Below are 16,550 nucleotides of genomic sequence, written 5' to 3'. Positions count from 1 at the left end.
GAGGGAACGCTATCCGCGACGGTACGATCATGTCGCCCGCTGATCAAGAGCAGATGGCACAGTCGGGGCGCGCCGGATGGCGGGCGTACACGTGGCCGTCCGGGTCCAGCAGCGTCACCCCGTGGAAGTAGCCCGGCGGCGTCGGCAGCAGCCCGGTCACCAGCGCCAGGACGTCGTGCGCGACCAGCTGCCCGGACAAGCCCGCCGACGCGCCCGTCACCCCCGGCCAGGCGTAGTCGGCGCCGGGCCGCGGCGGGATGCCGGCACGCACGCAGGCGAAGCACGGCCCGCCGGGGCCGAAGACCCCCACGCTGACCAGCGGCCCGTTGTAGCCGCCGCTCACCCACGGCATGCCGGCCCGGCCGCACACCTCGTTGGCCCAGCTCTGGATGCCGCCCAGCTCGCGCGGCCGGTCCGCGCAGAGCGCCAGCACGTCGAAGCCGCGCACCAGCCGGGCCAGCTCCCCGGGGCCGTCCACCGCCGTCCTCGCCACGGTGATCCGCACGCCGGAGTTGACCCGGCGCAGCCGGTCGAGCGCCACGTCGGCCTTGGGGCGGCCGAGGTCCGCCTCGGTGTAGAGCAGTTGCCTGTTGAGGTTCGACAGCTCCACGACGTCGGGGTCCACCAGGTGCAGCCGGCCCACACCCGCCGCGGTCAGCGCCCAGGCGGCGTGGCTGCCCGTACCGCCGAGGCCGAGCACCAGCACCCGGGCGGCCTTGATCCGCACCTGCGGCTCCCACCCGTGGTCGCGGGGGCTGAGGTCCACCCAGCGGAAGTAGTCCCTGCTGCGGCTGTAACGCTCCTTCTCGTGCTCGCTCAGCTCCGCGCAGGGACCGGGCGCGGCCTCCTCGACGTGGCCGGAGGCCACGAGGGTGGCGACGACGTCCTCGGCCTCCTCCTGGCTCAGGTCCGGGAAGGCCGCCCGGAGCCGGGCGGCGATCTCCTCCTGGGTACGCGTGCCGTCCATGAGCGTCAGCGCCGTCCACGCCCAGCCGTCGTCGTCGGTGATCTCCGAGGCGATGGGGTACAGGGCGCCACCGAGCCGGATCGTGCCGTCACCCAGCCGGTACGGGGCGTGCTCGGGCTTCACGCGGGGAAGGCGCATCCACAGATCGTCGATATCCGCGCGGCCCGGCGTCAACCTCTCAGCCGGCCGCCCAGAAGGTCGACAGCAGCACGTGCACGGCGGTCGCGCCCAGCACGCTGATCACCGCGTTGCGCGTCTTCAGGTGCAGCCCGACCGCCGCCGCCAGGGCCACGACCGTGGGCAGGGCGGCCGGCCAGGCGGTGGGGCGGAAGTCGCGCAGGGTGTACAGGGCCAGGATCAGCATGATGCCGACCGGCATGTGGAAGGCGAGGTAACGCAGGACGGCCGAGCGGCGCAGCGGGGTGAGCACGGCGAAGGGCAGGGCGCGCAGGCCCCAGGTGATGGCGGTGCTGACGGCCACGGCGGCCGCCAGGTAGAGCGGGGTGGGCACGCGGTCCTACCTTTCCGAAGCCGAAGCCGAAGCCGAAGCCGAAGCCGCTGCCGTAGCCGGACCCGCTGCCGTAGCCGTCGAGGGAGACGCCGGGGCCGGGACGGGGTGCTGGGGCGGGCCGTCGAGAGCGTCCTGCTGCGACCCGGCGGTGGCGCGGCGGTGCAGGGCGTACCGGATGAGGAGGGCCGCGGTGAACAGGCCCATCGCGCCCGGCAGCAGCTGCCCCGGGACCAGGAGGGCGGCGAGGGCGAAGCTGACCGCCGCCAGCAGCGGCGCGGGCAGGTCGCGCTGGGCGCGCCAGGCGTCGATCGTCAGGACCACGAACAGCGCGGTCAGGGCGAAGTCCAGGCCGTGCAGGGTGACCGGGACCAGCGAGCCGGCCAGCGCGCCGGCCGTGGCCCCGCCGACCCAGTAGCCCTGGCACAACACCTGCATCCACAGGATGCGGGCGCTGCTCCACGACCGCGCCCGGCCGCCGGCGGTCAGCGCGTACGCCTCGTCGGTGAGCGCGAAGGTGGCGTAGACGCGGCCGAGCGGGCGGACCTGACGCAGGGGGAAGGACAGGGCGTAGAAGATGTGCCGCATGTTCACCAGCAGCGCCGTCACCGCGATCTGCCCCAGCGGCGTCACGGACGCGACCAGCCCGAGCAGCAGGAACTCCAGCGAGCCCGCGTAGATCACGGCGGTGAACACCGTCGCCCACCACCAGCTCAGCCCGGCGTGCACCACCAGGACGCCGAAGCTGATCCCGAGGGGGAACAGGCTCAACCCCACCGACGCGGTGTCCGCCACCGCCGCCGTGAAGTCCCGCCCTCCACTCCTCGCCCGTGTTCCACTCATGAAACGCAATTTTAGTGCTTATTTCGCATAATATGGTTTCACCTGTTAGAAGGATTCGGACATATGCGTAATGTCATTAGCCTTGATCACGTTGATCGCGAAATATTGTTCCAACTGTCGCAGGACGGCCGGATGTCGAACGTCGAGCTGGCCCGGCGGGTGGGGCTGACGCCGCCGCCCTGCCTGCGACGGGTCAAGCGGCTGGAGGAGGCGGGGGTGATCGCGGGCTACCGCGCGCAGATCTCGCCCGAGGCCCTCGGCCGCTCCCTCGAAGTGGTCGTGTCGGTGGAGATCGCGGTCAACGACCTGCAGACCGTGGAGGACTTCGAGTCGCGGGTCGCGGCGCTGGAGGAGGTGCTGGAGTTCCGGCGCATGTTCGGGCGGCCCGACTACTACATGCGGGTGGCGGTCGCCGACCAGATCGCCTACGAGGAGTTTCTCAGCCGGAAGATCCTGCCGCTGCCCGCCGTCTCCCGCGTCGACTCCCATCTGACCATGAAGCGCATCAAGGACTGATCGTCCGGGACCGGTGAAGTCCGCCTTTGTGTAGGCTGTCTACATGTTGACTGTCTACGCATGGGAAGGATGGACCTGATGGCCGAGAACCGTACCCAGGGATCCCCCGCACGAACGGTGCGGCTCATCGTCCTCGTCGTCGCGGGCATCGTCGTCGGCAACGTGCTCGTGACCCTCCTGACCGACCGCGACAGCGGGCTCGGGCCGGACGAGCTCCTCGCCTTCGGCGCAGGCGCCGCGCTGGGTCTCCTGGTCGAGTTCGGGCTGTTCCGGCGCACCGGGAAGTAGGCCGTGGACGCGCTGGGCCTGGCGCGGCTGGAGTTCGGGATCACGACGAGCCTGCACTTCCTCTTCGTCGCCCTGACGCTCGGCCTCGCGCCGCTGATCCTGTTCCTGCAGACCCTGTGGGTGGTCCGCGGCAACCCCCTGCACGAGCGGCTGACGAAGTTCTGGGGACAGATCTACATCGTCAACTACGGCCTGGGCATCATCTCCGGCCTGCTGCTGGAGTTCCAGTTCGGCCTCAACTGGAGCGGGCTGACGCACTTCGCCGGCGAGCTCTTCGGCGCCCCGATGGCGATGGAGACCCTGTACGCGTTCTTCGTCGAGTCCACGTTCCTCGGTCTGTGGATCTTCGGCTGGGGTCGGCTGCCGAAGGTCGTCCACCTGCTCACCTTCTATGTCGTGGCGCTGGCCGCGATCGGCTCCGCGTACCTCATCGTGGTCGCGAACGGATTCCTGCAGCACCCGGTGGGCTACGAGCGGGCCGGTGACGCCCTGCGCGTCGTGGACATCGGCGCGGTGTTCACCAACCCCGCCGCGCTCCTCGCCGTGGGGCACATCCTGCCCGCCGCGCTGATGGTCGGCGGCTTCTTCATGGCCGGGGTGAGCGCCTGGCACTTCCGGCGCGGCACCGCCGAGGTGGCCTTCTTCCGCCTGTCCCTGCGGCTCGGCCTCACCGTCGGCTACGTCGCGACCTTCTTCACCATCGGGTTCGGTGACGCCTCGGTGTTGTGGGTGGTGCGCAACCAGCCCACCAAGCTGGCCGGCGGCGCTCAGGCCCAGGAGGCCGCCGCGCGCATGGTCGCCGAGCACGGGCCGGGCGACTACCTGGCGCCCGCGTGGGTCCCCATCGCCCTCACCCTGATGTTGTCGGTCGCCTACCTCTACGTGCTGGGCGCGCTCGTCCCGATCTCGCTGCTCGGGCGGGGCCGGATCGAGCGGCGCCGCCTCCTGCTCGGGGTCGGGGTCTGGACGATCCCGCTGCCCTTCCTGACCGTCATCCTCGGCTGGACCGTCCGGGAGATGGGCCGGCAGCCCTGGGTGATCTACGACGTCCTGCCCACGCGAGAGGCAGTCTCGGACGTGAGCGCCACCGGCGTGCTCGCCTCCCTGGTGATCTTCACCTCCCTGTACGTCGCCCTGGTGGTCATCGGGTACACGCTGATCGCCAGGATCGCCCGCGCCGGCCCCGGCACGCTGGTGCTCGGCCAGGTCCTCGGCGACCCCGACGACAAGACCCCGCACGGGGCCGCCACCGGCGGAGAGGGCGCCGATGACCGGACCGGCGAGGAGAGCGCCGCCGGCGGGGCCCGTTCCGGGGCCTGCCAGGAGAGCGCCGCCGGCCGGGCCCCGCGCCGGGCCGATGGAGGGAACGCCGCCGAACCCGAACCGTTCAGGGAGCTGTGATGGAGGTCGTCTGGCTGCTCGTGGTCGGCCTGCTGCTGGCCGGCTGGTACGCGCTCGACGGGTTCAGCCTCGGCGCGGGCATGTTCCTGGCCGCGCTCAAGGGCGACGCCGGGGGCCGCCGCCGGGTGGTCGCGGCCGTCGGGCCGTTCTTCCTGGCCAACGAGGTGTGGCTGATCGCCTTCGCGGGCGTGCTCGCGGTGACCTTCCCCGACGCCGAGGCCGTGCTGTTCACCGCCCTGTACCCGGTGATCGTCCTGATGGTCGCCGCCTGGCTCGTGCGCGACATGGGCATGTGGTTCCGCGCCCGGCGGCCGGGGACGGCATGGCGGCGCCGATGGGAGACGACCCAGGCGGTGGCCAGTGCCGCGTTCGCCGCCTTCGCCGGGCTCTTCCTGGGCAACGCCGTCCGGGAGCCGGGAGAGGGGCTGCTCTGGCTGCTGCATCCGTACGCGCTGGTCAGCGCGCTGGCCACGACGGCGCTGTTCGGCCTGCACGGCACGGCGTTCGTCGGCCTGCGCGCCACCGGAGACCTGCGCGAGCGCGCCACGCGCACCGCCCGGCGGCTGGCGCCCCTCGCGCTCGTCCTCGCCGCGGCCCTCGCCGCCACGGCCCCCCTGGCCGCCGCCGGCACGCCACAGCCCGCGGGAATCGCATCCCCGGCCACCGCAAGCGCGCCGCCGGCCGTGGGCGTCACGCCGCTCGCCGTGGGGCTCGGGCTGCTCGTCCCGGTCGCCGTCGCCGTGGCCTGGGCGGCCGTCAGGAAGGGCCGTGACGGCGTGGCCTTCGCGAGCACGGCGGTCGCCACCGGTTGCCTGCCCCTCGCGGCGGGTGCGCTGATGGCGGAGCGGCTGCTGGCCGGGGTGGCCGGGACGACCACGATCGACCAGCTCACGATGGTGGCGCTGCCGATCCTGCCGTTCCTGCTGGCCGCCCAGGCGGCGCTCTGGTGGGTCAACCGGCACCGCCTGAGCGACCGCACCGTGACCTTCTTCTGACCCGAACCCCGCCACCCGGCCCCGATGAGAGGCATGAGGAGCGCGTGCGGCGGTGTCCCGGCGACGCGGTCACGGCCTGGGGGAGGGCGGCGGGGTGAGGGATTCGAGCAGCGTGCGGACGAAGCCGGCCGCCGCCTCCTCGTCACCCGCCCGCGGCGCCTGGTCGCCGGCCTCCCGTTCCGGGGTCGTCATGTGGCCCAGGAAGGCGTACTGGAAGCAGGCGCCGAGCAGCAGGCCCGCCGCCGCGCGCACGTCGGCGTCCTGCCGCAGCCGACCGGCCTCCTGCTGGCCGCGCAGATAGGCGGCGACCGCCTCGTTGGCCTTGTGCGGCCCGGCCCCCTGCTGCCGCAGCTCCTCCTTGTGCGCGGCCAGGGTGCCCGGGTCGGCGAACATCGAGGCGAGCATCGGGAACCCGGCGCGGTAGAAGTCGATGGCCGCCAGCGCCGTCGCCGTCAGGTCCGCCACCAGCCCGCGCTCCCCGCGCAGCGCCCGGGCGAGCTGCGCGAAGCCCGGTGAGCGCTCCCGCAGGACCGCGACGAGCAGGTCGGCCTTGTTGGTGAAGTGCTTGTAGAGGGCCGCCTCGGTGAACCCGGCCGCCTTCGCGATCTGCCGCGTGGTCGCGTTGGCCAGGCCCTGCTCGGCCAGGACCCGCGCCGCCGCGTCGAGGATCACGTCTCTGGTGCCCAATGTTGCCGTCCTTCCGCTTCCGCTTGACATGGTTAGTAAACGCTCACTAGCCTCGGCCTCGTTAACGAGCGTTTACTAACCTCCTGTCCGGAGCCTAAATGAAGATCACTGTTTTCGGGGCGACCGGCGGCACCGGGCGGCACGTCGTGGAGCAGGCGCTCACCGCCGGGCACCACGTCACCGCCGTGGTCCGTGACCCCGGTGCGCTGCCCTGCCCCGGTCATCCCCACCTCACCCCGGTCATCGCCGACGTCATGCGGTCCGAGGCCATCGAGCCGAGCGTGAAGGGCAGCGACGCCGTCATCTCGGCGCTGGGGCCGCGCGGGCGGGGCGGCGGGCAGGTGTGCGCCGAAGGCACCCGGTCGATCATCGCCGCGATGCGGGCCACCGGCGCCTATCGACTGGTCGTCGTCACCGCGAGCGGGCACGTCGTGGACGAGGGCGACGACCTGCTGAGCCGCCTCGTGGTCAAGCCGCTGCTGCGCCGGCTCCTGCGGGAGGGGTTCGCCGACTTCGCCCGCGCCGACGAGGCCGTGCGCGCCAGCGGGCTCGACTGGACGATCATGCGGCCGCCGCGCCTCACCGACGGCCGGCGGCGTCCGTACCGGACGGCCGTCGACCGGAACGTCCGGGGCGGCATCACCATCGCCCGCGCCGACCTGGCCCACGCCGTCCTCGCCGTGACCGGCGACTGGGCGACCATCGGCCACAGCGTCTCGGTGGGGTACTGACCGTGAAGCGACCGATCGCCATCACCCTCTGCCTGCTGCTCGCCGCCGCGCTCTGCGCCGCCGGGGCCGTCATGTACCTGACCTTCCTGCGACCAGCCGACAACCCGCCCGCCGACGCCTGCGGGCAGCCGGCCACGCGACCGCGCGTGGTCGCGGCGGGGGCCAGCATGACGCAGGGCTCACTCGGGGCGAACTGGGTGGCCGCGCTGCGGGCCGGCTTTCCCGCGTACGAGTTCGTCAACGCCGGCAGCAACGGCGACACCACCGCCGGCCTCCTCGAACGCGTCGGCACCGACATCGTGGCGTGCCGCCCGGCCGTGGTCACGCTCCTGATCGGCACCAACGACGTACGCGACGGGGTCCCCCTGGACCGGTACGACGCCAACCTCCGGGCCATCGTCGACCGGGTCAAGAAGGGCACCGGCGCCCGCGTCGCGCTCATGTCCCTGCCCCCGCTCGGCGAGGACCTGAACGCCCCCGTCAACCGGACGCTCACCGGCTACAACGCCGCCATCCAGAAGATCGCCGCCCAGACGGGCTCCGACTACCTCCCCCTGTACGAGCGTCTGGCGGACGTCCTGCACCGGGGCGGCGACACCCGCCCGGCGTACGACTTCGGCTTCCCCCTGGCCTTCGCCGTCGCCGCCCAGCACTACCTGCTCGGGCGCACCTGGGACGAGATCGCCCTGGACGGCGGTCGCGAGCTGCTCGTGGACCACGTCCACCTGACCGATCGCGGCGGGGCCGTCCTCACCACCCTGACCACCCAGTGGCTGAACGACCTCCCCACCGCCACCCCCTGAGCCGTCCCCCAACCCCGTCAGTACGGCCCCTTTCCTCCCGTCCTGTCACCTATCCGCCCCCGGTCATGCGGGGTGGTGATCGCTGGTAGCGGAAGCCGATCGCTGCGAGCGGAAGGCGGGCCGGGGCCGGAGGAGTCGTGGTTACGCTCGCCGCATGACTTGGGAGCCCACCGCTGAAGGAATCCTGCGCCTGCCCTCGGGCCGCCTCGTCCGTGGCCGGGGCCTGCGCCATCCGCTGCCGCCGGGCCCCCGGCCCACCTTCGCCCTCTACCTCCTGGGCAAGCAGCCGCCCCCGGTGGACTGGGAGCACCGGTGGGTGCGCTGGCCCGACTTCTGGCTCCCGTCCGACCGCGTGGCGACCGCCGAGGCGCTGCGCGAGGCGTGGGAGCGGGCCGGGTCGGAGCGCGTCGAGATCGCCTGCGGCGGCGGGCGCGGCCGCACCGGCACCGCCCTGGCCTGCCTGGCCGTGCTCGACGGCGTCCCCCCTGACCGGGCGGTCGCCTACGTGCGCGAGCACTACGCGAAACAGGCCGTCGAGACCCCCTGGCAACGCCGCTACGTCACCCGCTTCCCCACCTCCCCGGGCGCCGGCGGGCCGCCTTGATCCGGGCGCCGTCGGGCCACCTGGCTCTCGGACGTCGGCGGGCTGCCTTGATCCCGGGCGTCAGCGGGCTGCCTTGATCCCGGGCGTCAGCGGGCCGCTTTGACCGGTTCCCGTTTCGCGGCCGGCGCCGGCCGTTCGGCCCTGGCGAGCGTGAGCCCGGCCGCCAGGACGATCAGCGGGATGGCCGGGATCACATACCGCACGTCGAAGGCCGCCAGGAACGGCGGCGAGGCGACCAGCGCGAGGGCGGCGAGCCCGGGCAGCAGCGCGTCCCAGCGCCGCCTGACCAGCGCCGCCGCCAGCGTGCCCACCAGGGCGAGGGTGAGCAGCGGGAACGGCACATACCCGAAGCGCTGGTAGGCGCGCAGCCAGCCGGCGAACGGCTCCACCACCCGCGTCGCGGCGGGCCCGGCCTCATACGACTCGGCCACCCCGCGCACCGACTCGCTGATCGGCCGCTCCGAGGCCGGCAGCTTGTACGGCGTCTTCTCCGCCACCCCCGTCCGCTCCCAGCGCAGCAACTGCCCCAGGTCGGTCACCACGGCCGCGAGATAGTCGCCCGGCTGCGCCAGGATGGCCTGCCGGGCGAACTCCCCGGCGAGCTGGTTGCGGTTGGCCGTGCCCGGCACCTTGAGCAGCGGCGAGAAGCTCTCCCACAACCAGTGCGGCGGATAGGGCCGCTGCTCGACCGGCATGCCGGGGCACAACACGGCCAGCCGCTCCGGCGGTTCGATCACGTCGCAGTCGGCGAAGCTCATGGTCCTGGACCACAGGAAGTTGCCGTCGGCCTGGGTCAGGGCGAACGTGTCCTTCTCGGCCTTCATCCACGTGGCGTACGCGCCCAGCGGGATCGCCCCGGCCACGAGCAGCGCGACCAGCGGGCGCCGGCCGTACCGCCTGATCAGCAGGTACGCGGCGGTCAGGATGAGCAGCGGCAGCCCGACGGTCCTGGTGATCCCGGCCAGGCCGAGCAGCACCCCGCCCACGGCGGCCGTGGCGGGCGTGACCCGCCAGACGATCAGCCCGATCGCCGCCGTGACGAGCACGATGAAGACGGCGTCCGCCATGATCATGTGTTCCAGCAGGATCAGGAACTCGTCGTACAGCAGCGGCGTGACCAGCAGCGTCGCGCCCCAGCCGGGCAGGCCGCGGCGGCGCAGCAGGGCGTAGACCGCGATCGCCAGCGCCAGCCCCAGCAGGTGCTGCAGGACCGTCACGAGCGTGAGGCTGTGCGCGGGCCGCAGCAGCGCCAGGAGCAGCGAGTAGCCGGAGGGCCTGGCGGTGCCGGGGGTCAGCTCCTCGCGCAGGAAGGCGAAGGAGTCGCCGTAGAAGAGGATGGCGGGCGGGAATCCGAGCACGGCGAGCACCCGCAGGCCGATCGCCGGCAACAGGGCGATGAGCAGTGCGCGATGAGCCAAGACGAATCCGCTTCCTCGTGTGTGCGATCCACCACCATAGTGGACAACCCGGACAGCGAGCGGGACCGTTGATCAACCAGGTCAGGAGGTTCCGCCGGTGGCGGGCTTGGCGCGGACGTGGATGCGCTCGCCCTGCCGCCCGAACAGGCTGAGGATCTCCACGGGCCCCTCACCCGTGCTGCCGAACCAGTGCGGCACCCGGGTGTCGAACTCCGCCACCTCGCCCGCCCCCAGCACCAGGTCGTGATCGGCCAGCCGCAGCCGCAACCGCCCGGACAGCACGTAGATCCACTCATACCCCTCGTGCGTGAGCAGGTCGGGCCTGTCGCGGGAGGCGGGGATCACCATCTTGTACGTCTGGATCGGCCCCGGCTGCCGGGTCAGCGGCAGCACGACGTTGCCGTTGACCCGCCGCGGCGTGAGCCTGATGCGCGGATCGCCCACCTCCGGCGCGCCGACCAGCTCGTCGAGGGGCACCTGGTGGGCCTGGGAGATGGGCAGCAGCAGCTCCAGGCTCGGCCGCCGCTGCCCCGACTCCAGCCGGGACAGGGTGCTCTTGGAGATGCCGGTCGCCTCGGCGAGCGCGGCCAGCGTGACGCCGCGCTCGGTGCGCAGCCGCCTGAGCCGGGGGCCGACGTCGGTGAGGGCCTTGGCGATGGCCGATGAGTCCACGGCCCCATTGCACCAGGACGGTCCCGGAAACGGCAAACCGGGTTGCCGTCCGGGGGCTTGTCGGCGACAGGACCGAATGCAATTCTGGAATTATCAGCAACGGGAGGGTGCATGACCGTCGCCGACCTCGACAAGGACGCCCTGCGCCGGAAATACCGCGAAGAGCGCGACAAGCGGCTCCGCCCGGACGGGAACGACCAGTACCTCCGCCTCACCGGCCGCTTCGCCCGCTACCTCGACGACCCGTACACGCCGGTGACCGAGCGCGCGCCGAAGACCGACCACGTGACGGTCGCCGTCATCGGCGGCGGCTTCGCCGGGCTGCTCACCGGCGCCCGGCTGAAGGAGGCCGGCATCGACGACGTGCGCGTCATCGACAAGGCGGGCGACTTCGGCGGCACCTGGTACTGGAACCGCTATCCGGGCGCGCAGTGCGACACGGCCTCGTTCGTGTACATGCCGCTGCTGGAGGAGACCGGCCACATGCCGACCGAGAAGTACGCGCACGCCCCCGAGATCCTGGAGCACTGCCGCCGCATCGGCAAACACTTCGGCCTGTACGACAACGCCCTGTTCCACACCGAGGTCGTGGACCTCACCTGGGACGAGACCCGATCGCGCTGGCTGATCAGAACCGGCCGCGGCGACGCGTTCACCGCCCAGTTCGTCGCCATGGGCATCGGCCCGCTGCACGTGCCGAAGCTGCCCGGGATCCCCGGCATCGACGACTTCCGCGGGCACTCCTTCCACACCAGCCGCTGGGACTACGCCTACACCGGCGGCGACCCCTCGGGCGCGCCCCTGGACCGGCTGGGCGACAAGCGGGTGGCGATCATCGGCACCGGCGCGACGGCCGTCCAGTGCGTGCCGCACCTGGCGCGCTCGTGCGCGGAGCTGTACGTCTTCCAGCGCACGCCGTCCTCCGTGGACGTGCGCGACAACCGGCCCACCGACCCCGGCTGGTTCGCCTCGATCGCCACCCCGGGCTGGCAGCAGCGCTGGCTGGAGAACTTCACCGCCAACCAGACCGGCGGCCTGGCCGAGGAGGACCTGGTCATGGACGGCTGGACGGACCTCGCCCGCCGCTTCCGCGCCAGGCTCGGCGCGCTGCCGCCCGAGGAGCGCACCCAGGAGCGGATGCTGGCCGCCTTCGAGGACGCCGACTTCGAGAAGATGGAGGAGATCCGCGCCCGGGTGGACGCCGTCGTGCGCGACCCGGAGACCGCGCGCGGCCTGAAGGCGTGGTACCGCCAGCTCTGCAAGCGGCCCTGCTTCCACGACGAGTACCTCCAGTCCTACAACCTGCCCGGCGTGCACCTCGTGGACACCGACGGCAAGGGCGTCGAGCGGATCACGGAGACCGGCGTGGTGGTCGCCGGCAAGGAGTACGCGGTGGACTGCGTCATCTACGCCTCGGGCTTCGAGGTCGGCACCGACTACCACCGCCGCGCCGGCTACGACCTGACCGGGCGCGGCGGGACGCGCCTGTCGGAGCACTGGGCGGAGGGCATGCGCACGCTGCACGGCATCCACGTGCACGGCTTCCCGAACGTCTTCCTCGTCCAGCCCACGCAGGGGGCCAACCTCATCTCCAACATCCCGCACAACCTGACGGAGGCCGGCAGGACCATCGCCGTCACCGTCAGGCACGCCCTCGACCACGGGTACGCGGAGGTCGAGCCCACGGCGCGGGCCGAGGACGCCTGGGTGGAGTTCCTGCTGTCCGGCACCGCCCGCCTGCTGGGCTCCGCCGACTGCACGCCCGGCTACTACAACAACGAGGGCCGGGACGCGGGCAGGAAGAGCTGGGTCGGCGTCGGGCACCCGCACGGGGCGATGGCGTACTTCACCCACATCGCCGCCTGGCGCGACTCCGGCACGTTCGAGGGCCTGGAGTTCCGTCCCCCGAAGGGCGCCGCCTGACCCCCGCCGGCCGTACGGCGAGACCAAGATCCATAGGCGGCCCGGATTGCCAGTACCTTCGTCCCCATGAGCTACGACCTCTATTTCGCCCGCCGTGACCCCGGACAGTCGTGGGACGAGGCGCTGGAGTCCTCCGGGCAGCCCCGCACGCCCGATCTGGCCGCGTGGGACACCATCGTGGCCGGCGCCCGCGACCTGCTCGGCGAGGTGCGCATCGTCGCGTACCCGCCCAACTGGGAGCTCGACCACGAGGGCACCGGCATCGCGGTCAACCACTGGGAGGGCGGCTGGGAGATGAGCGTCCCCTACTGGACCCACGGCGAGGAGGCGCGGCGGGTCGTCGGCCTGCTGTACGAGGTGGCGTCGCTGGTGGAGCGCGAGTCCGGGTTCGAGTGCTTCGACCCGCAACTCGGCCTGCCGATCGCTGAGGTCACGGACCTGGGCTCGGCGGTGCCGATGTTCGACGCCGTGGCCGACCGGTTCGGCCGCCGCGGCGGCGTCGAGGTCTGACCGGCGAGGTCTTCCGGCGGGCTTCCGGCCAGGGGCGGGTCCGGCCGGGGCCTTTTCGGACGCTGGCGAATCTGACCGGGGCGTGCGACCACCATGACCGCAGGGTAGGCATTTCGTGCGGTGGCCGTTCCCGCGGGGTAAACCAATCCTGTGACCACAGGAAGCCGTAAACCCCCACGCAAAGGCGACGGCCGCCTTTATGTACGGTTCCAAGTCCGCTATTACGGACGGCTGGGCGTGCCCGTCGGCATCTTCGCCGCCTGTCACCACCTCCGCCGTGCCGGCCGCCTCGCCCCGCAGGACGACGAGCTTTTCGGGGAGGTCGACAACTGGTTCATCGCCCGTCTGCCCTACCCGCCCTTCTACGCCGACGGCAACACCATCCGCGCCGTGCCCTGGTTCAAGCCGGGCGCGACCTCGCTCATGGCCGCGCTGGCGCCGCTGGAGGACCTGTTGCGGCGTTATGACGTGCCCTGCGACATCGTCCGCTCGCCCGACCCGGGCACCATCATCTATGAGGACGAATTCCAGATAGGCGTGCTGCCGTACGCCCGGAAAGACGACGCCGGTGAAACGCGGCGCATTTCCGCGGGAAATTCGGAGGGCGCCGGGAACGGCGCGGCCGAACAGCGGGAGTGGAATGCGGCCCCCCGGCGTGAATCCCGCGACGGAAATGGCGCGGCCATTCACCCGGCGTCACCCGCCCGCGCGAATCCGTGACGGCGCCCCGGGGAAAAGCTCTACCCAGCACTACTGACCGGCCTTCCGGCCGGCCGATACGGTCCTGAGGTGCTCAACAGGACCGCGCTGGAAGCCCTGACCCGGCGCCCGCTGCCGTTCCTCGCCTCCTCGTGGCCGTGGCGCGGCGCGGCGTACCTCGCGGCCAGTGTCGTCCCCGGCCTGGCCGCCGGGGCCACGGCCGCGGCCGCCGCCGGCGGCGCGCTCGTCACCCCGGCCCTGGGCGCCGTCGCGGGCCTGGCCGCGCTGGCCCTGTCCGTCCCGCTCGTCGCCCGCTTCGAACGCCTCAGGCTGCGCCTGGTGGACCCGGCCCCCGTGCCGGAGCCGCCCGACCGGCGCCGGCGGGAGGTCTGGCTGGCGGTGATGACGGTGCTCGCGTTCTGGTGGATCGACCTGCTCATGCTGGCGTTCACGATCGCCGGGCCGCTGGTCCTGGCCCTGACCCCGGTGCTGCAGGAGCCGGTGTCCCCGCTCATCGGCGCGCCGGCGTCGCTGGCGGGCGTCCTGCTGCTGCCCGTGGCCGCGTACACGATCACCGCGTGGGGCGGCGCGCGAGGGGCGATGGCGCGCGCGATGCTCGCGCCGCCGGACTCCGAGCTGCACGAGGTGCTGCGGTCGCGGGCGCGGTTGGTGGATGCCTTCGAGGTGGAGCGCCGCAGGATCGAGCGGGACCTGCACGACGGCGCGCAGCAGCGCCTCGTCTCCCTGTCCATGAAGCTCGGCATGGCCCGGCTGGACCTGCCGGCGGACTCGGAGACGGCGCGGCTGGTCGGGCAGGCCCACGACGAGGCCAAGCGGGCGCTGGCCGAGCTGCGCGAGCTGATCAGGGGCGTGCACAACCAGGTGCTCACCGACCGGGGCCTCGCGGCGGCGGTACGCGACGTCGCCGGCCGCTCGCCCGTGCCCGTGGACGTGGACGTCGCCCTGCCCGGCCGCCTGCCCGCCCCCGTCGAGGTGACCGCGTACTACGTGGTCACCGAGGCGCTCGCGAACGTCTCCAAGCACAGCCGGGCCGCCAGGGCCGCCGTCACCGGCCGGATGGAGGGCGGCACGCTGGTCGTCGAGGTGCGCGACGACGGCGTCGGCGGCGCGGACCCGGAACGGGGCACGGGGCTGACGGGGCTGGCCGACCGGCTGTCCGTGGTGGGCGGCAGACTGTCGTTGTCCAGCCCGGCCGGCGGCCCGACCCGCGTCCGGGTGGAGATCCCCGGCTCGTGACGGGCGCGGGCTCGTGACGGGCGAGGACTCATGACAGAGGGCTGATGACAGGCGAGGGCTCATGACAGACCAGAGGGAGATCCGGTGCGCGTGGTGATCGCCGAGGACGCCGTCCTGCTCCGCGAGGGCCTGGCCGGGCTGCTCGAACGCTTCGGCCACACCGTCGTCGCCTCCGTCGGCGACGCGCCCGCCCTGATCGAGGCCGTCGCCGAGCACCGCCCCGAGGCCGTGGTGACCGACGTGCGCATGCCGCCGGGCTTCTCCGACGAGGGGCTGCGGGCCGCGCTCCACCTGCGCGCCCGGCGGCCGGACCTGGCCGTGCTGGTGCTCAGCCAGTACGTCGAGCAGACGTACGCGGCCGAACTGCTCGAGTCGGGCGCCGGGGCCGGCGTCGGCTACCTGCTGAAAGACCGCATCGGCGACGTACGCGAGTTCGTCGACGCCCTCGACCGGGTGGCCGCGGGCGGCACGGTCGTGGACCCCGAGGTGGTGCGCCAGCTCCTGCGGCGGCGGCGCGACCCCCTGGCCCGGCTCACCCCGCGCGAGCAGGAGGTGCTCGGCCTGATCGCGGAGGGGCGGACGAACGCCTCGATCGCCGGTGAGCTGTTCGTCACCGAGGCCGCCGTGGCCAAGCACATCGCCAACATCTTCGCCAAGCTCGACCTGCCCCCGGCCGCCGACGGGCACAGGCGGGTGCTGGCGGTCCTGGCCTACCTCCACGGCTGATCGGCCCCCTCCGGTGCTGAGCGCACGCCCTTCAGGGCTGAGCCGCACGCCCTTCAGGGCTGAGCCGCACGCCCTTCAGGGCTGAGCGGCACGCGACCGCCTTCCGGCCGAGATCGGGCCATGGCGACGGGGAGGCCATATGCCAGGCATCGCTGCCGAAAGTAGGGTTCGGTGGCATGAACGAGCAGTGGCAGGAGGTCGGCGACCGGGTCTATGTCCGGCGCCATCGGTCGTTCGACGTCAACACCGGCCTGATCGTGGGCGACGGGCACTGCCTGGTGCTCGACACGCGGGGCTCGCACCGGGAGGCCGCCGACCTCATCGAGGCGATCAGGACGGTCACCGCCTTCCCCTGGACGGTGGTCAACAGCCACTCCCACTTCGACCACTACTTCGGCAACGCCCTCTTCGGCGGCGCCGAGATCTGGGGCCACGCCCGATGCGCCGAGGAGATCGAGACGTACGGCGAGCTGCACCGTACCGGCCTGATCGAGCAGCGCCCCGAGCGGCGCGAGGAGCTGGAGGAGGTGGCGATCGTGCCGCCCGACCACACCTTCACGGTCGCCGCCAGCCTGGACATCGGCGGGCGCATCGTGCACCTGCGGCACTTCGGGCTCGGTCACAGCAGTAACGACGTGGTGGCGCACGTGCCGGACGCGGGCGTGGTGTTCGCCGGTGACCTGGTGGAGGAGGGGGCGCCGCCCGCGTTCGGCGACTCGTACCCGCTGGACTGGCCCGGCACCACGGCGCGGATGCTGGCGGAGATGCCCGAGCCGGTGATCGTGCCGGGGCACGGCGCGGTGGTGGACCGGGCGTACGCGCTGGCCCAGCACGAGGAGCTGGCCCTGGTGGCCGAGCTGGCCAAGCGCGCCCACGTGGAGGGGCTGCGCGACCTGATCAAGCACTTCCCCTACCCCGAGGACGTCTGCCGCCAGGCCATCGCCCGCGCCTTCCTGCAACTCGACGCCTGACCGGGGACGCCCGAAACGGCTCGCCTAGGCT

The 16,550-nt window shown here is 72.7% G+C and carries 19 protein-coding genes; 13 read left to right on the top strand and 6 right to left on the bottom strand.

Annotation, left to right across the window (positions count from 1 at the left end; translation table 11 throughout):
- Window positions 1–43 precede the first annotated feature (43 nt).
- The 3 genes from IO39_RS10905 to IO39_RS10895 are packed head-to-tail and all read right to left on the bottom strand — an operon-like array spanning window position 44 to window position 2,318.
- Window positions 44–1,105, bottom strand: coding sequence for a ThiF family adenylyltransferase (locus IO39_RS10905; protein WP_052422714.1), 1,062 nt, complete (start codon window positions 1,103–1,105; stop codon window positions 44–46).
- Window positions 1,106–1,145: 40 nt separating this feature from the next.
- On the bottom strand, window positions 1,146–1,478 hold the full coding sequence (locus tag IO39_RS10900; protein ID WP_043619842.1) for a branched-chain amino acid transporter permease: 333 nt from the start codon (window positions 1,476–1,478) through the stop codon (window positions 1,146–1,148).
- Window positions 1,479–1,484: 6 nt separating this feature from the next.
- On the bottom strand, window positions 1,485–2,318 hold the full coding sequence (locus tag IO39_RS10895; protein ID WP_084772686.1) for an AzlC family ABC transporter permease: 834 nt from the start codon (window positions 2,316–2,318) through the stop codon (window positions 1,485–1,487).
- A 63-nt stretch (window positions 2,319–2,381) separates the two neighbouring features.
- Between IO39_RS10895 and IO39_RS10890 the strand changes: the two genes are divergently transcribed.
- The 4 genes from IO39_RS10890 (at window position 2,382) to IO39_RS50475 (ending at window position 5,518) form a co-directional block, all read left to right on the top strand.
- The gene (locus IO39_RS10890; RefSeq protein ID WP_043619840.1) at window positions 2,382–2,834 is read left to right on the top strand and encodes an Lrp/AsnC family transcriptional regulator; all 453 of its coding nucleotides are present in this window, start codon (window positions 2,382–2,384) and stop codon (window positions 2,832–2,834) included.
- Between the two features lie 78 nt (window positions 2,835–2,912).
- The gene (locus tag IO39_RS10885; protein ID WP_157548164.1) at window positions 2,913–3,122 is read left to right on the top strand and encodes a hypothetical protein; all 210 of its coding nucleotides are present in this window, start codon (window positions 2,913–2,915) and stop codon (window positions 3,120–3,122) included.
- Window positions 3,123–3,125: 3 nt separating this feature from the next.
- A complete protein-coding gene (locus IO39_RS10880; RefSeq protein ID WP_063765246.1) occupies window positions 3,126–4,523 on the top strand; it encodes a cytochrome ubiquinol oxidase subunit I in 1,398 nt (465 codons plus the stop codon).
- On the top strand, window positions 4,523–5,518 hold the full coding sequence (locus IO39_RS50475) for a cytochrome d ubiquinol oxidase subunit II (protein WP_052422713.1): 996 nt from the start codon (window positions 4,523–4,525) through the stop codon (window positions 5,516–5,518). Before IO39_RS10880 ends, IO39_RS50475 begins: the two co-directional genes overlap by 1 nt.
- Before the next feature lie 69 nt (window positions 5,519–5,587).
- Here the strand turns inward: IO39_RS50475 and IO39_RS10870 are convergent, their stop codons facing one another.
- Complete coding sequence (locus tag IO39_RS10870) at window positions 5,588–6,205, bottom strand: TetR/AcrR family transcriptional regulator (protein WP_211266972.1); 618 nt, start codon at window positions 6,203–6,205, stop codon at window positions 5,588–5,590.
- Between the two features lie 98 nt (window positions 6,206–6,303).
- On the opposite strand from IO39_RS10870, the gene IO39_RS10865 reads away from it, so the two are divergent.
- From IO39_RS10865 to IO39_RS10855, 3 genes are all read left to right on the top strand, one after another.
- On the top strand, window positions 6,304–6,936 hold the full coding sequence (locus IO39_RS10865) for an NAD(P)-dependent oxidoreductase (protein WP_043619834.1): 633 nt from the start codon (window positions 6,304–6,306) through the stop codon (window positions 6,934–6,936).
- A gap of 2 nt (window positions 6,937–6,938) precedes the next feature.
- Window positions 6,939–7,739, top strand: coding sequence for an SGNH/GDSL hydrolase family protein (locus IO39_RS10860; protein ID WP_043619832.1), 801 nt, complete (start codon window positions 6,939–6,941; stop codon window positions 7,737–7,739).
- Window positions 7,740–7,893: 154 nt separating this feature from the next.
- The gene (locus IO39_RS10855; protein WP_043619831.1) at window positions 7,894–8,343 is read left to right on the top strand and encodes a protein-tyrosine phosphatase family protein; all 450 of its coding nucleotides are present in this window, start codon (window positions 7,894–7,896) and stop codon (window positions 8,341–8,343) included.
- A gap of 86 nt (window positions 8,344–8,429) precedes the next feature.
- Here IO39_RS10855 and IO39_RS10850 read toward each other — a convergent pair whose 3' ends face one another.
- Entirely contained in the window at window positions 8,430–9,761 is a 1,332-nt protein-coding gene (locus IO39_RS10850) for a hypothetical protein (RefSeq protein ID WP_052422712.1), read from the bottom strand.
- Between the two features lie 81 nt (window positions 9,762–9,842).
- Window positions 9,843–10,433: a helix-turn-helix domain-containing protein gene (locus IO39_RS10845; RefSeq protein WP_043619829.1), complete on the bottom strand. Its 591-nt coding sequence runs from the start codon at window positions 10,431–10,433 to the stop codon at window positions 9,843–9,845.
- Between the two features lie 111 nt (window positions 10,434–10,544).
- Here IO39_RS10845 and IO39_RS10840 point away from each other — a divergent pair, with 111 nt between their 5' ends.
- The 6 genes from IO39_RS10840 to IO39_RS10815 all read left to right on the top strand — a co-directional run bounded on the left by IO39_RS10840 (window position 10,545) and on the right by IO39_RS10815 (window position 16,519).
- Entirely contained in the window at window positions 10,545–12,356 is a 1,812-nt protein-coding gene (locus tag IO39_RS10840; RefSeq protein WP_043619827.1) for a flavin-containing monooxygenase, read from the top strand.
- A 66-nt stretch (window positions 12,357–12,422) separates the two neighbouring features.
- Complete coding sequence (locus IO39_RS10835; protein ID WP_043619825.1) at window positions 12,423–12,866, top strand: hypothetical protein; 444 nt, start codon at window positions 12,423–12,425, stop codon at window positions 12,864–12,866.
- 237 nt (window positions 12,867–13,103) lie between these two features.
- Window positions 13,104–13,586, top strand: a complete 483-nt coding sequence (locus IO39_RS10830) for a hypothetical protein (RefSeq protein WP_043619823.1) — start codon at window positions 13,104–13,106, stop codon at window positions 13,584–13,586.
- Between the two features lie 69 nt (window positions 13,587–13,655).
- A complete protein-coding gene (locus IO39_RS10825) occupies window positions 13,656–14,822 on the top strand; it encodes a sensor histidine kinase (RefSeq protein WP_043619821.1) in 1,167 nt (388 codons plus the stop codon).
- An 84-nt stretch (window positions 14,823–14,906) separates the two neighbouring features.
- Window positions 14,907–15,548 carry a response regulator gene (locus tag IO39_RS10820; protein WP_043619819.1) on the top strand — a complete coding sequence of 214 codons (642 nt, stop codon included), beginning with the start codon at window positions 14,907–14,909 and terminating at the stop codon, window positions 15,546–15,548.
- Between the two features lie 176 nt (window positions 15,549–15,724).
- Window positions 15,725–16,519 carry an MBL fold metallo-hydrolase gene (locus tag IO39_RS10815; protein WP_043619818.1) on the top strand — a complete coding sequence of 265 codons (795 nt, stop codon included), beginning with the start codon at window positions 15,725–15,727 and terminating at the stop codon, window positions 16,517–16,519.
- Window positions 16,520–16,550: the final 31 nt, after the last annotated feature.

The sequence above is a fragment of the Nonomuraea candida genome, from assembly GCF_000725485.1.
GTDB classification, from domain to species: domain Bacteria; phylum Actinomycetota; class Actinomycetes; order Streptosporangiales; family Streptosporangiaceae; genus Nonomuraea; species Nonomuraea candida.
This window is presented reverse-complemented; position numbering and strand designations above follow the sequence as displayed.

Bases quoted from the DNA above. Each gene is read 5' to 3' on its own strand.
- IO39_RS50475 (WP_052422713.1), top strand. From the start codon at position 4,523: ATGGAGGTCGTCTGGCTGCTCGTGGTCGGCCTGCTGCTGGCCGGCTGG.
- IO39_RS10815 (WP_043619818.1), top strand. From the start codon at position 15,725: ATGAACGAGCAGTGGCAGGAGGTCGGCGACCGGGTCTATGTCCGGCGC.
- IO39_RS10905 (WP_052422714.1), bottom strand. From the start codon at position 1,105: ATGCGCCTTCCCCGCGTGAAGCCCGAGCACGCCCCGTACCGGCTGGGT.
- IO39_RS10835 (WP_043619825.1), top strand. From the start codon at position 12,423: ATGAGCTACGACCTCTATTTCGCCCGCCGTGACCCCGGACAGTCGTGG.
- IO39_RS10885 (WP_157548164.1), top strand. From the start codon at position 2,913: ATGGCCGAGAACCGTACCCAGGGATCCCCCGCACGAACGGTGCGGCTC.
- IO39_RS10855 (WP_043619831.1), top strand. From the start codon at position 7,894: ATGACTTGGGAGCCCACCGCTGAAGGAATCCTGCGCCTGCCCTCGGGC.
- IO39_RS10865 (WP_043619834.1), top strand. From the start codon at position 6,304: ATGAAGATCACTGTTTTCGGGGCGACCGGCGGCACCGGGCGGCACGTC.
- IO39_RS10895 (WP_084772686.1), bottom strand. From the start codon at position 2,318: ATGAGTGGAACACGGGCGAGGAGTGGAGGGCGGGACTTCACGGCGGCG.
- IO39_RS10840 (WP_043619827.1), top strand. From the start codon at position 10,545: ATGACCGTCGCCGACCTCGACAAGGACGCCCTGCGCCGGAAATACCGC.
- IO39_RS10890 (WP_043619840.1), top strand. From the start codon at position 2,382: ATGCGTAATGTCATTAGCCTTGATCACGTTGATCGCGAAATATTGTTC.